General features: G+C 65.7%; 11 protein-coding genes and 1 pseudogene. 4 read left to right on the top strand and 8 right to left on the bottom strand.

The features are described from left to right. Positions 1-124: 124 nt before the first annotated feature. Positions 125-660: pseudogene (locus GGD61_RS13265) on the top strand (CoA-transferase). Between the two features lie 13 nt (positions 661-673). Here GGD61_RS13265 and fabI read toward each other — a convergent pair. Genes fabI through GGD61_RS13285 form a run of 4 tightly spaced genes read right to left on the bottom strand, consistent with a single transcriptional unit; the run spans position 674 to position 5,883 of the window. Beyond that, the gene (gene fabI, locus GGD61_RS13270; protein ID WP_183230774.1) at positions 674-1,462 is read right to left on the bottom strand and encodes an enoyl-ACP reductase FabI; all 789 of its coding nucleotides are present in this window, start codon (positions 1,460-1,462) and stop codon (positions 674-676) included. Continuing rightward, positions 1,459-2,673, bottom strand: a complete 1,215-nt coding sequence (locus tag GGD61_RS13275; protein WP_092258249.1) for an acetate/propionate family kinase — start codon at positions 2,671-2,673, stop codon at positions 1,459-1,461. The genes fabI and GGD61_RS13275 overlap by 4 nt, the downstream gene beginning before the upstream one ends. Before the next feature lie 5 nt (positions 2,674-2,678). Further along, positions 2,679-3,638: a phosphate acetyltransferase gene (locus GGD61_RS13280; protein WP_092258627.1), complete on the bottom strand. Its 960-nt coding sequence runs from the start codon at positions 3,636-3,638 to the stop codon at positions 2,679-2,681. Between the two features lie 28 nt (positions 3,639-3,666). Then, positions 3,667-5,883, bottom strand: coding sequence for a DUF3141 domain-containing protein (locus tag GGD61_RS13285; RefSeq protein WP_183230775.1), 2,217 nt, complete (start codon positions 5,881-5,883; stop codon positions 3,667-3,669). Between the two features lie 203 nt (positions 5,884-6,086). Between GGD61_RS13285 and GGD61_RS41245 the strand changes: the two genes are divergently transcribed. Continuing rightward, complete coding sequence (locus GGD61_RS41245; protein WP_283814533.1) at positions 6,087-6,209, top strand: hypothetical protein; 123 nt, start codon at positions 6,087-6,089, stop codon at positions 6,207-6,209. A gap of 206 nt (positions 6,210-6,415) precedes the next feature. Here GGD61_RS41245 and ntrC read toward each other — a convergent pair whose 3' ends face one another. The 3 genes from ntrC to dusB are packed head-to-tail and all read right to left on the bottom strand — an operon-like array spanning position 6,416 to position 10,035. Continuing rightward, positions 6,416-7,858: a nitrogen regulation protein NR(I) gene (gene ntrC / locus GGD61_RS13290; protein ID WP_028144677.1), complete on the bottom strand. Its 1,443-nt coding sequence runs from the start codon at positions 7,856-7,858 to the stop codon at positions 6,416-6,418. A gap of 9 nt (positions 7,859-7,867) precedes the next feature. Then, entirely contained in the window at positions 7,868-9,037 is a 1,170-nt protein-coding gene (locus GGD61_RS13295) for a nitrogen regulation protein NR(II) (RefSeq protein WP_092258633.1), read from the bottom strand. Then, positions 9,034-10,035 carry a tRNA dihydrouridine synthase DusB gene (gene dusB / locus GGD61_RS13300; RefSeq protein ID WP_092258252.1) on the bottom strand — a complete coding sequence of 334 codons (1,002 nt, stop codon included), beginning with the start codon at positions 10,033-10,035 and terminating at the stop codon, positions 9,034-9,036. Before dusB ends, GGD61_RS13295 begins: the two co-directional genes overlap by 4 nt. 279 nt (positions 10,036-10,314) lie before the next feature. Here dusB and GGD61_RS13305 point away from each other — a divergent pair, with 279 nt between their 5' ends. Then, the gene (locus tag GGD61_RS13305; RefSeq protein ID WP_018320433.1) at positions 10,315-11,496 is read left to right on the top strand and encodes a bifunctional 2-C-methyl-D-erythritol 4-phosphate cytidylyltransferase/2-C-methyl-D-erythritol 2,4-cyclodiphosphate synthase; all 1,182 of its coding nucleotides are present in this window, start codon (positions 10,315-10,317) and stop codon (positions 11,494-11,496) included. 3 nt (positions 11,497-11,499) lie between these two features. After that, positions 11,500-12,108 carry a CinA family protein gene (locus GGD61_RS13310; protein WP_092258255.1) on the top strand — a complete coding sequence of 203 codons (609 nt, stop codon included), beginning with the start codon at positions 11,500-11,502 and terminating at the stop codon, positions 12,106-12,108. 9 nt (positions 12,109-12,117) lie between these two features. Here GGD61_RS13310 and GGD61_RS13315 read toward each other — a convergent pair whose 3' ends face one another. After that, positions 12,118-12,936, bottom strand: coding sequence for a class I SAM-dependent methyltransferase (locus GGD61_RS13315; RefSeq protein ID WP_244550684.1), 819 nt, complete (start codon positions 12,934-12,936; stop codon positions 12,118-12,120). Between the last annotated feature and the right edge of the window lies 1 nt (position 12,937).

The raw sequence follows: 12,937 nt of genomic DNA on the forward strand, positions 1-12,937 counted from the left end.
CGACCGGAGTTCCACCCATGAAGGCTGTGGCCGTTGAAGAAGCCGTTGCGATGATTCCCGCTGGCGCCAGCGTGATGTCGGCGGCTTCATGGGTATTGGAACACCGGAGCGCTTGCTCGATGAAATGGTCCGGCAGCAGAAGACCGGATTGTCGGCGATCTGCAACGATGCCGCACTGCCGGGCAAAGGCGTCGGCAAGTTGTTTGACGCATCGCTCGTGTCGCGTCTGACCGCGACGCATGTCGGGCTCAATCCCAAGGCCCAGCAGCAGATGCTGACGAACGAGATCAAGGTCGATCTTGTGCCGTGCTCGGCGGCCTCCAAGTCGACGCGCAGGGCCGCCTCGCCAACTGGATGATCCCCGGCAAGATGGTGCCCGGCATGGGCGGGGCGATGGACCTCGTCAGCGGCGCCAGGCGCGTCATCGTCGCCATGCAGCATGCGGCCAGGGGCAAGTCGAAGATCGTCGCCCAATGCACCCTGCCCCTGACCTCGGCGCGGTCGGTCGATCTCGTCGTCACGGACATGGCCGTGATCGGCTTCTCCGGCGGCAGGGCGACGCTGCTGGAGACCGCGCCCGGGGGCAGTGTCGGCGACGTCATGGCGCTCACGGAAGCCGAGCTGGCTCTTCCCGACAACGTCCCGGAAATGAACGTCTGATCCGTCGGCGGCCTCAATCGATGATGTGATAGCCGCCGTCGATATAGAGCACGCCGCCCGTGATCAGCTTGGCGCCGTCGAGCGCGAGGAACGCGGTGGCGTTCCCGACATCGTCGATGCTGACGAGACTGCGCGCCGGCGCCTTCGACTGCGCCTTGTCCATGAGCTCATCGAACTCGGGAATCCCCGAAGCCGCGCGGGTGGCCAGCGGGCCCGGCGAGATCGCGTGCACGCGAATGCCCTTCGGGCCGAGCTCCGCGGCGATATAGCGGACCGAGGCTTCCAGCGCGGCTTTCGCGACACCCATCACGTTGTAATTCTCCACCACCATCTGGCTGCCGTAATAGGTCATGGTGAAAAGCGTGCCGCCGTTCTTCATCAGCGGCTCGGCGAGATGAGCCATCCGCAAGAACGACCAGCATGAGACATCCATGGTCTTGAGGAAGCCGTCACGGCCGACGTCGACGACACGGCCGTGCAGCGCTTCCTTCGGCGAGAAGGCGATGGAATGAAGCATGAAATCGAGCTGCCCCCATTCCGACGCGATGCGCTTGAACACCGCCTCGGTCTGCCCTTCGGCCATCACGTCCAGCGGCATGAAGATCGGCGCTTCCAGCGCCTGCGCCAGCGGCTCGACATGCTTTTTGGCGCGGTCGTTCAGATAGGTCACCGCGAGATCAGCCCCCAGTGCACGAAACGCGCGCGCACATCCCCAGGCGATCGACTGGTCGTTGGCGATGCCGACGATCAGTCCCTTCTTTCCCTTCAGGGCCACCTTGCTGTCCGGAAATACTGGGATCATGACACCCTCTTAGGTCTCGTGTTGATCAACTGACCGTCCATCAATAGCGATAGCGTGTGCTGTGCGATCATCAGCTCCTCGTCGGTCGGAATGACGTAGACGGGGACGCGGCTGTCGGCTGCCGAGATCAGGGGCGCATGGCGGGCGTTCTCACCGGCATCAAGGCGGACGCCGAGCCAACCGAGCTGCTCGGCGATACGTGCGCGGATCGATACCGAGTTCTCCCCGATACCGGCAGTGAAGACGAAGGCATCCAGGCCCTGCAAGGCCGCGGCCAGCATGCCCGCGTTGAGGCCGATCCGATAGACGAAATGGTCGATTGCGAGCCGCGCACGCGGATCGGTGCTCGCTTCCAGCTCGCGCATGTCGTTGCTGACGCCGGAAAGCCCCTTCAGACCGCAGTCCCGATAGAGAAAGTCCTGCACCTTCGCGGCCGGCATGCCCTTCTCGGCGATGAGATAGAGGATGACCCCGGGATCGATCTGCCCCGGACGCGTTCCCATCGGCAGCCCGTCGAGCGCCGTGAAGCCCATGGTACTCTCGACGCTGCGTCCCTCCTTGATCGCGCACATCGAGGCGCCGCTGCCGAGATGGGCAACGATGACCCGCCCCTTGGCGATCTCAGGCGCCACACCGGGCAGCGTCCGGGCGATGTATTCGTAGGAGAGCCCGTGAAAACCGTAGCGCCGCACACCCTCGGCATAGAGCTGCTGCGGAATCGCATAGTGATCGGCGACGAGATCATGCGTGCGGTGAAATGCCGTGTCGAAGCACGCCACCTGCGGCAGCCCAGGGAAATTCGCGAGCAGCGAGCGGATCGGCGCGAGATTGTGCGGCTGATGCAGCGGCGCCAAGTTGACAAGGCGTTCGAGGCGGGAGACGACGCCGTGGTCGATCAGGACCGGGCGGACATGGTCCGGCCCGCCATGAACGACGCGATGACCGACCGCGATCGGCGTAATCAGAAGCTCGTCGCGCAGCCAGTTGCCGGCAACCGACATGGCGGCGGGCACATCGGGCACAGCTTCAACCGAATAGGCGCGATCGGCCAGCGCATCGCCGCTCGCACCGCTGGCGCGCAGGCGCGGGCGGCTGCCGATGCCATCCATTTGTCCCTTGATCTGACGCCGGAGCGCACCGTCGCCCAACGCCGAATAGACCTGAAACTTGACGCTCGAAGAGCCGGCATTGACGACCAGGATCGTGTCCATGGCGATCACGCGGCCACTGACGGCGCCTTCTGGCGCCGGGCGCGCGCGTAGAGCGCCGCCACCGCACACGAGGCCATGCGCGCACGCGGTGTATCGGCGCGCGACGTCAGGACGACGGGTACCCGCGCGCCAAGAACAATGCCGGCACCATCCGCCTTGGCGAAATAGGCGAGATTCTTGGCCAGCATGTTGCCGGACTCCAGATCTGGAACGACCAGGATCTGTGCGCGGCCGGCGACCTCGGACTCGATGCCCTTGATGCGTGCCGCTTCCGGGTCGATGGCGTTGTCGAACGCCAGGGGACCGTCGAGCACGCCGCCGCTGATCTGGCCGCGATCGGCCATCTTGCACAGGGCGGCGGCTTCGATGGTCGAGGGAATTTTGGACGTCACGGTCTCGACCGCCGACAGGATCGCCACGCGCGGCGTTTGGCCAAACCCGGCGTGATTGTAGAGATCGATCGCGTTCTGGATGATGTCGCGCTTGGCATCGAGATCGGGAAAGATGTTGATCGCGGCGTCGGTGACGAAAATCGTCTCGGCATAGGCCGGGACATCCATGACGAAGACATGGCTGATGCGCCGATCCGTGCGCAGGCCGCCGGTCTTTGCCGTGACCGCGCGCATCAACTCGTCGGTGTGAAGGCTGCCCTTCATCAACAGCTCGCCTCTGGCGGCATGGATGAGCTCGACGCCCTTGGCCGCGGCGTCGTCACTATGGGCGGCATCCACGATCTCGAAGCTTGATACGTCCAGATCGAACCTCGCGGCGGTGTCTCTGATCTTCCCTTCCGGCCCGACCAGGATCGGTCGAATGATCCCCGCGCTGGCGCTGTCGACCGCCCCGCGTAGCGAGGTCTCGTCGCAGGGGTGCACGACGACCGTCGGTGTCGGAGGCGCAGCCCTCGCCGCCGCGATTAGCCGGTCGTACTTGCCGCCGGTTTCGTGCGTCATATCGGTCGACATCAGGTCACTCCCGCTTTCGTCAACCACGCTACGACGCTCTTGCCTGGGGATCGAATGGCGCGACGTTCGACGTCATCTCGCCCTCTCCGTCCAGGCCAAATAACTCGGCGACTCGCCTCAGGCGATTGGCGCGCTCGCCGGTGATGTCCGCGCTTGCCGAGAGCACCTCGCACATCGCCTCGAAGGCCGCGCGCCGCTGGTTCATGTCCTCGGGCAACAACCTTGGAATGGCCGCCAAGGCGCCCTCGCGGTCGAGCAGCAGCATGAAGAACTGCTCGCGTACCAGCATCTTGAATGCGGACAGGGTCATCCGGGAGCCGGCATGGTCGCGCCTAACCTGGCGCAGCGCCTCGATGCTGCGCTCGTCCACCATGCCGCGCGCGGAGCCGACATAGAGCAGCGCGCGGATAGCAGCCTCCCGCAGGCCACCGTCACCAATCTTCGCCCTCAACTCCGCAATCCTGCTTTCGAGCATGGCGCGATGCTCGTCCGACATCTCACGGCGCCGCGTTGACTCGGCGTTGGGGTCGATGCCGACAGCGGCCTGGAGCGCAGGTGAGCCATAGACGTTGAGGAAGACGGTCTCGCTCAGCGCCTCCTGGGCATCGCGCCAGCTGTCGAGCGCATGCACAATCTGCTTCGACACATGCTCCTGGAAGGCCAGGAACGGATTGTCTTGCGACACCGGCCTGCGCTTCTCTTCGGCGCGATCGGCCGCCGCCTTCACCATGGACATCCATGGATTCTGACTGCTGAAAGCCTCATATTGCATGCGTAGCGGATGCATCTCGCGCGCCCAGTTGGCCGCCTGTGGCGTCACCATCTTCTTGATCCAGGGCTGCACGAATTTCTGATAGGCTGCAAGATTGAGCTCCGAGATGCGCTTGGCGGTGGCGAACCGCCGCTCATCCTCGGGGGAATTGCCACCCATGGCCCGGATGTCGTCGAGCGTACGGGCCTCGCAACGCATTACCCATTGTCCCGTTGCAAGGTCGGCGTTGAGCGTCTCGCTGCCCCTCGCCTCGAACGTCGCCTCGTAGAGCCCGGGCGGGAGCACGTCGATCAGATCGATGTTGCTGGAGAACTCGGAATGCTCTTTCTTGGCAACGCCTCCGGACACGAAGATCCCGAGATGACCGATGCTTTCGTGGATGGTGTAAACGATGGTCTGGCCATATGCCCTGATCTCATTGACGTCGGCGTAGCAGTCGCAAATCCAGTCCAGCGCCTGCTGCGGCGGGGTGACGTTGTCGCCCTTGGAGCAGAACACCACGATCGGCGAGCGGATATTGCGCAGGTCGACCTTCTCCCCGTCCGACATTTCGATCCGGCCGGCGGCGAGGTTGTTGCCGATGAACAGCTCATCGACGATGAACTGGATCTCCTCGGCGTTGAGATTGACGTGCCCGCCCCACCAGCGTTCGAAGTCGAGATAGCGCTCGGCCTCGGTGTCGACTTTGGAATAGACGTTGTATTGCTTGGTCCAGAGCGTGTTCGAGGGGTTCTGGTTCTCGAAATTCTGCACCAGCCAGGCGCCGTCGAACTTGCCGGCACCGAGATCGCTCGTCAGCGCCGTCAGCCAGCTTCCGCCCAAGAGGCCGCCGGAATAGCGCATCGGATATTTGCCATGCACGCCCGCCCAATAAGCGAGCGGCGCGCCGGCGATGATCAGCGGTCCGAACAGCTCCGGCCGTAGCGACGCCAGGATCATGATCGCCCAGCCGGCCTGACAATTGCCGATGACGCAAGGCTTGCCGTCGGCGTCGGGGTGACGGCTGATGACAGTTTCAAGAAACTTCGCTTCGGCTCGCGCAATGCGCTCGATCGTCTGGCCGGGCATGGGTTCGGGCAGAAACCCGATGAAGTAGCAGGGATGTCCCGCCTGCATCGCGACACCGATTTCGCTGTCCGCCTTGAAGCCGCCGATGCCGGGACCATGGCCGGCGCGCGGATCGACGACGACGAACGGCCGCCGCCTCATGTCGATCGCGACATTCTTGGGCGGGATGATGCGTACGAGCGCGTAGTTGACAGGCTCGTCGAGTTTGCGGCCGTCCGTGATCAACTCGGCGGCATATTGCAGCACATGCGGCGCGGTCAGCGCGAGGTGCTCGCGATATCGGTCGCCGCGCTGGCGCATGATGTCCAGAAACAACACGCTCCGCTGTCCGGCATCGACCAGATACTCCACGGCGGAGGCGACTAACTCCGACATGGGACCGGCAGACGGCTTCAGATTTTCCATCGCAATCTGACCTCGTTGTGTGCGAGGCCACTCAAGGAGAGATGTCACCGGCGACGTTGACATAGGTCAACGGTCAGCGGTTTCCGGCATAGCGGGACGCCAGATCTTGGAACCTTCTAGAGGTAGATCGATAATGTCAGACGGGGGAACTGTTTCCGGCCATTCGGGCTTGACATGGCATGGATAGGTTCTTCCTCGCGATAATGGTTTCTGCCGTTCTGCTGCTGATCGTGGCGTCCGATCTGCTGGTCAACGGTCCTGGTCTGCAGGAGCCGACGACAGACGTAGCGCGCCTGATGCCGTCGACCGAGCGACTGTTCAGGTGATGGATCGCGGTCGCGGGCGACTGAATGCCTCACCCTTGTGTGACCGCGGAACATGTGTGACCGCGGAACATTTCGGCCCCATTCCGACTTCTGCTCACCGCGTCAGCCAAAACGGCCAGCGCGATCCGGACAGGCTCAGCTCCGCTTTGGTAGGGGGAGCTGAGCCACCGTCCGCGTAAACGCGTTTAGCGTTTGTCGCGAGGGAACTAGCCCCCGCTCCGATAGACCTGGATGTCGAGATCCCGGATCTTCTTGCGCAGCGTGTTGCGGTTGAGGCCGAGCAGGTCGGCGGCGCGGATCTGGTTGCCGCGGGTGGCGGCGAGCGCGGCCGTGAGCAGCGGCACCTCGATCTCCTTGAGGATGCGGTGATAGAGGCCGGGCGGCGGCACGCCGTTGGGAAAGCCCTGGAAGTGCGAGGACAGATAGGCCTCCACTGCGCCGCCGAGATTGTCGACGCCCTGCTGGACCGCGGCGCCCGGGCTGACCGAGGGCGGCGCGAGCTCGCCATCGATGACGGAAGCCGTGATCACGTCCTGCGGATAGAGCGCGGCGAGGCGCCGGGCGAGGTTTTCCAGCTCGCGGACGTTGCCGGGCCAGCGGTGCTGCTTCAGCCGCTCCAGCGCCAGCACGTCGAGCTTCTTGGGTGGCAGGCCGTCCTTCTCGGCCAGCGCGAAGAAGTGACGGATGAGATCGGGCAAATCCTCGATGCGCTCGCGGAGCGGCGGCAGCCGCAGCGGCACGACGTTGAGGCGGAAGAACAAATCTTCCCGGAACAGGCCCTGCTGGATCAGGACGCGCAGATCCTTGTTGGAGGCCGCGACGATACGCACATCGGTCTTGATCGGGGTGCGGCCGCCGACGGTGGTGTATTCGCCCTGCTGCAGCACGCGCAGCAATCGCGTCTGCGCCTCCATCGGCATGTCGCCGATTTCGTCGAGAAACAGCGTGCCGCCCTCGGCCTGCTCGAACCGGCCGGAGGCGCGCGTGTTGGCGCCGGTGAAGGCCCCGCGTTCATGGCCGAACAGTTCGGATTCGATGAGGTCGCGCGGGATCGCCGCCATGTTGACCGCGACGAACGGGCCGTTGCGGCGCTTGCCGTAATCGTGCAGCGCGCGCGCCACCAGTTCCTTGCCGGTGCCGGACTCGCCCGTGATCATCACGGTGAGATCGGTCTGCATCAGCCGCGCCAGCACGCGGTAGATTTCCTGCATCGCCGGAGAGCGGCCGACCAGCGGGATCGCCTCCATCTCGGCGTCCTCATCGGGGGTCGAGACCCGCTCCTTCGGCTCGGCCAGCGCGCGGCCGACGATGGCAATCAGCTCCTTCAGGTCGAACGGCTTCGGCAGATATTCGTACGCCCCGCGCTCGGAGGCGCGGATCGCCGTCATGAAGGTGTTCTGCGCGCTCATGACGATGACGGGCAGATTCGGCCGCATCTTCTTGATCCGCGGCAAGAGGTCGAAGGCGTTTTCGTCCGGCATCACCACGTCGGTGATGACGAGATCGCCCTCCCCCTGGCTGACCCAGCGCCACAGCGTTGCGGCATTGCCGGTCAGCCGCACTTCGTAGCCGGCGCGGGACAGTGCCTGATTGAGAACGGTGCGGATGGCGGTATCGTCATCTGCTACGAGAATGCTACCTGCGGGCATCGTTAATCCTCATTTCGCCCCCTGTGACGCAGGCGACGGCTTCCCGGCAGAGTCGGCGCGACTGCTTTGATCGGCATGTTTCACCGATGTGGAATACATCGGCATCAGCACGCGGAAGGTGGTCTTGCGCGGCTGAGATTCGCATTCGATGATGCCCCCGTGATCGCCGACGATCTTGGCGACCAGCGCAAGGCCCAGGCCCGAGCCGGTCTGCTTGGTGGTCACGAAGGGATCGAACAGGTTGGGCAGAAGATCGTCCGGCACGCCTGGTCCGTTGTCCTTCACGCAGAATTCGAGCGGCAAGGATACCCGGGATTTTTGACCGGGGACTGACAGGCGCACGCCGGGGCGGAACGCGGTGGTGAGCTGGATCTCGGCGTCAGGGATGTCGATCAGGGCTTCTGCGGCGTTCTTCACGAGATTGAGGAACACCTGGATCAACTGGTCCTGGTTCGCCAGCACCGGCGGCAGCGAGGGATCGTAATCCTCGATGAAGCGGATGTTGCGGGCAAAGCCGGACTGCGCCAGCCGCTTGACGTGGTCGAGCACCGAATGGATGTTGACGGGGCCGCGCAATACGGGGCGCTCGTCGCCGAACACCTCCATGCGGTCGACCAGCGTCACGATGCGGTCGGCCTCGTCGCAGATCAGGCGCGTCAGCATGCGGTCCTCGGACGAGGCCTGCTGCTCGAGAAGCTGCGCCGCGCCGCGGATGCCGGAAAGCGGATTCTTGATCTCGTGCGCCAGCATCGCGGCCAGCGCGATCACCGAGCGCGCCGCGCTGCGATGGGTGAGCTGGCGGTCCATCTTGTCGGCGATGGAGCGCTCCTGCAGCATCACCACGATATGGCCGGGCCGCTCGGTCAGCGGCGCGACATGCAGATCGACCTGCCGGTCGCCGCCCATGCGCGGCGTGCCCAGATCGACCTTGTATTCGTTGACCGGCGAATTCGACGAGCGCACCTGGTCGATCAGCGCCAGCAAGGGGCTGCCGAACGGCACCAGCTCTTTCAGCGACTGCCGCTTCAGGAACTGCGTCGAGATGTCGAAGAAGGCCTCGGTCGCGATATTGGCGGCGACGATCTTGCCGTCCGGCCCGATCATGAGCACGGGATTGGGTAAGGCATCCAGGATCGCGTCGCTGTCGGACGGCCGGCGATGTTCAGCGGCGGAGCTCATGCAGCAGCGCTCCATCCGAAGTCGTCGAAGGCATCCTGCAGCGACTGGTGGACGAGGCGCGGATCTTCCGCGGTGAGGATCTTCTGGCGCCAGGATTTCAGCTTTTCGGCCGGCGCGCGGCTTACCTCGGCTGCGACATCGAGCGCCCAGCCCAGATGCTTGCGGGCATGCCTGAGGCCGATGCGCAGACCGTAGAGCGCGCAGACACCCTCATAGAGCGTGCGGACATAATGCAGCTGCGTTTCCAGCGAGGGCCCAGCCTCCTCAGCCCCGCCCTGCAGGCGGCGGCCGATCTGACCGGGCAGCCAGGGCTGGCCCTGCGCGCCGCGGCCGATCATCACGGCGTCGGCGCCGGAGGCTTCGAGCGCCGCGAGCGCTTTCTCGTAGGAAGTGATGTCGCCGTTGACGACGAGCGGAAGGCAGGTGGCCTCGCGCACGGCGCGGATCGCATCCCAATCGGCCTCGCCCTTGTAGAACTGGCTGCGGGTGCGGCCATGCACCGTGACGAGCTTGACGCCGGCGGCTTCCGCGCGCCGCGCCAGTTCCGGCGCGTTGCGGCTGCGGTCGTCCCAGCCCAGCCGCATCTTCAGCGTCACCGGCACCTTCACCGCCGCGATGGTCGCATCGATCAGGCTGACGGCATGGTCGAGGTCGCGCATCAAGGCCGAGCCGGACTGACCGCCGGTGACGTGGCGGGCCGGACAGCCCATGTTGATGTCGATGATATCGGCGCCCTCGGCTTCCGCGATCCGGGCGCCCTCCGCCATCCAATGCGTCTCGCAGCCGGCGAGCTGGACCACGTGCGGGCCGATGCCGGTGGCTTCGCAACGCAACCGGGACATCCGGTGGCCGCTCGCGAGCTCATCGCTGGCGGTCATTTCGGACACGACGAGACCGGCGCCAAGCTCGGCGGCCAACCGGCGGACGGGCGAGTCAGTCACCCCCGACATCGGTGCCAGGAAGACCGGGGTGGCGACATCAATATCGCCTATTTTCAACGGCTTAGAGCCGGATACTGCCGAACCGGTCACGGGGTTCTCGTTGACTGGGCAGGGCCTCATCGCGCCTGCCATGACCTATCTTGCGCACAATTCTTGTGCAGTCAAGCGTCATGCCTACAGTTTAGACAATTCTGCAAATCTTTCAAGTGCAGTGCAGCAAATTGCTGTTTCCAACAATCCGGGGAAACCCCCTTTTTTTGCGGGCCTGCCGTGCTAGAGGCATGCGGCAATCACCCCACTCCCGACTCTCCATCACCAACTGAGTATTCGAGTCCTATGGCGAAATCACAACGCACCGCAGTCGTCCTCGTGGCAGCCGGGCGTGGACTGCGTGCGGGCGCCGGTGGGCCGAAGCAATATCGCGAGATCGGCGGCGTGCCCGTAATCTACCGCGCCATGGAAGCCTTCAGCCGCCACGCCGACGTGTTTGCGGTGCAGCCGGTGGTGAACCCTGATGACAGCGCCATCTTCACGGCCGCGGTCGCCGGGCTCGAGCACGAGCCGCCGACCAATGGCGGTGCGACCCGGCAGGCCTCGGTGCTTGCCGGCCTCGAGGCGCTGGTCAAGCACGAGCCCGACATCGTGCTGATCCACGACGCCGCCCGCCCATTCGTCTCGGAAGGATTGATCTCGCGCGCGATCGAGGCGGCGAGCCGCACCGGCGCTGCCATCCCCGCCGTTCCCGTCACCGACACCATCAAGCTGACCGGCGATGGCGGCAATGTCGAGGGCACGCCGGACCGTGCGCGGCTGCGAATCGCGCAGACGCCGCAATCCTTTCGTTTCGACGTCATCCTCGAAGCGCATCGTCGCGCCGCGAAGGATGGCCGCAGCGATTTCACCGACGATGCCGCGATTGCCGAATGGGCGGGATTGACGGTTGCAACCTTTGAAGGCGATGTTGCCAATATGAAGCTCACCACTCCCGAGGATTTCGTGCGCGAGGAAGCGCGCCTGGCGGCCCAGCTCGGCGATATCAGGACCGGCACGGGCTACGACGTGCACGCCTTCGGTGAGGGCGACCATCTCATGCTCTGCGGCGTGCGCGTGCCGCACACCAAGGGTTTTCTCGCTCATTCCGACGGCGACGTCGGCCTGCATGCGCTGGTCGATGCCATCCTCGGCGCGCTCGCCGACGGCGACATCGGTTCGCACTTTCCGCCGAGCGATGCCAAGTGGAAGGGCGCCTCCTCCGACCAGTTCCTGAAATACGCCATCGAGCGCGTCACCCAGCGCGGCGGCCGCGTTGCCAATCTCGAGGTCACCATGATCTGCGAGCGGCCGAAGATCGGCCCGCTGCGCGACACCATGCGTGCGCGCATCGCCGAGATTTCCGGCGTCGACGTCTCGCGCGTCGCGGTGAAGGCGACCACCAGCGAGCGGCTCGGCTTCACCGGCCGCGAGGAAGGCATCGCGGCGACCGCGAGCGCCACCATCCGTCTTCCCTGGAGCGTCTAGGTCATGGGCGGCAGCGACGCACGCGCCCTCTCCCGCTCGCTGCTCGACCTGTGCCGGATGCGCAAGCTGACGATCGCGACGGCTGAATCCTGCACCGGCGGCCTCGTCGCCGGCGCGCTGACCGACATCCCCGGCTCTTCCGACGTGATCGATCGCGGCTTCGTCACCTATTCCAACGACGCCAAGCGCGCGATGCTCGGCGTCGAAGCCGGCACGCTCACGAACTTCGGTGCCGTCAGCAAGGAGACCGCGACCGCGATGGCGGTCGGCGCGCTGGAGCGTGCCGGCGTCGATCTCGCCGTCGCCATCACCGGCATTGCCGGCCCCGGCGGCGCGACGCCCGGCAAGCCGGTCGGTCTCGTGCATTTCGCCGCCGCCGCGCGCGACGGGCGCATCATCCACCGCGAGCACCGCTTCGGCGCGATCGGCCGCACCGCGGTGCGCGCCCGCTCGGTGGTCGAGGCGCTGCGCATGCTGATGGATCTGGCCCGCGGCCCGCAGCCCCAGGCCAAGCCGCGCCGTCCCGCTGCAAGCCGCCTGCGCCCGCGTGTGACGCGCTCGCCGCGCCGGCATGTGGCCAAACGACGGACGCCGCGGTCGCCGCGGGGCTGAGCACCCCGCTCACGTCTTCCGGGCAATCACGCGGATCGCGGCCAGATTGGCGCGATGCTGCTCGAACACCCGCCGCATCGCCAGCACCCGGCGCCGCGCCGCACGATCCAGCAACAGATTCCTGGCGAGCCGCAAGGCGCCGACGAGGCCCTCGTCCTGCACCAGGCGCCGCGGCCGCAACAGATGCATCGGCGCGAATTCGACTGCCTCGATCTGAAAGCCGACGCTCTCCAGCAGCCCTCTCCATCCGTCGCCGGACAACGGACGCGCGCCGACATGGATAGCGCCGGAGAGCGCGCGATCGATCTCCTGCCTTTGGCCGAACGGCATATTGTCCGGCGTCACGGCGAGCTCGTGGATGCCGTAACGTCCGCCGGGGCGAAGCAGCCGGAACGCTTCCGCCGCGATGCGGCGCTTCTGCTCCTGGGTCTGCATGCTCAGCATCGCCTCGCCGATCACGACCGACGCCGAACCTGCCGGCAAGGTCGTCCGATCGGCCGTGCCGACGATGACCGAGACGTTCCGCCTCGCCGGCAGCTGCTGCCTCGTCCACGCCGCCGCCTGCGCATCGCGCTCGACGCCGACATAGGTTCGCGGGCCTCGCGCCAGGATCAGGCGCGCGGTAACGCCGAGCCCAGGCGCAAACTCGACGACATCGTCTTCGGCGCCGATCACCAGCCCGTGCAGCAGCGCGCGCGTCAGGCCAAGTCCGCCGGGACGCAGCACGCGCTTGCCGAGCCGGGCCAGCAGCCAATGGCCCGGCATCTTCGCCACGTCGAGATCGCCTCCGGGCAGCTCGACCGGTGGCATCGTGTGGTCTGCAATCATG

The sequence above is a fragment of the Bradyrhizobium sp. SBR1B genome (genome assembly GCF_014198205.1).
Classification (GTDB): Bacteria; Pseudomonadota; Alphaproteobacteria; order Rhizobiales; family Xanthobacteraceae; genus Bradyrhizobium.

Excerpts from the sequence above, each read along its gene's own strand:
- GGD61_RS13315 (WP_244550684.1), bottom strand. The coding sequence starts at position 12,936 with ATGATTGCAGACCACACGATGCCACCGGTCGAGCTGCCCGGAGGCGAT.
- GGD61_RS13295 (WP_092258633.1), bottom strand. The coding sequence starts at position 9,037 with ATGAGCTCCGCCGCTGAACATCGCCGGCCGTCCGACAGCGACGCGATC.
- GGD61_RS41245 (WP_283814533.1), top strand. The coding sequence starts at position 6,087 with ATGGTTTCTGCCGTTCTGCTGCTGATCGTGGCGTCCGATCTGCTGGTC.
- GGD61_RS13280 (WP_092258627.1), bottom strand. The coding sequence starts at position 3,638 with ATGTCGACCGATATGACGCACGAAACCGGCGGCAAGTACGACCGGCTA.
- GGD61_RS13310 (WP_092258255.1), top strand. The coding sequence starts at position 11,500 with ATGGGCGGCAGCGACGCACGCGCCCTCTCCCGCTCGCTGCTCGACCTG.
- GGD61_RS13275 (WP_092258249.1), bottom strand. The coding sequence starts at position 2,673 with ATGGACACGATCCTGGTCGTCAATGCCGGCTCTTCGAGCGTCAAGTTT.
- GGD61_RS13285 (WP_183230775.1), bottom strand. The coding sequence starts at position 5,883 with ATGGAAAATCTGAAGCCGTCTGCCGGTCCCATGTCGGAGTTAGTCGCC.
- ntrC (WP_028144677.1), bottom strand. The coding sequence starts at position 7,858 with ATGCCCGCAGGTAGCATTCTCGTAGCAGATGACGATACCGCCATCCGC.
- GGD61_RS13305 (WP_018320433.1), top strand. The coding sequence starts at position 10,315 with ATGGCGAAATCACAACGCACCGCAGTCGTCCTCGTGGCAGCCGGGCGT.
- fabI (WP_183230774.1), bottom strand. The coding sequence starts at position 1,462 with ATGATCCCAGTATTTCCGGACAGCAAGGTGGCCCTGAAGGGAAAGAAG.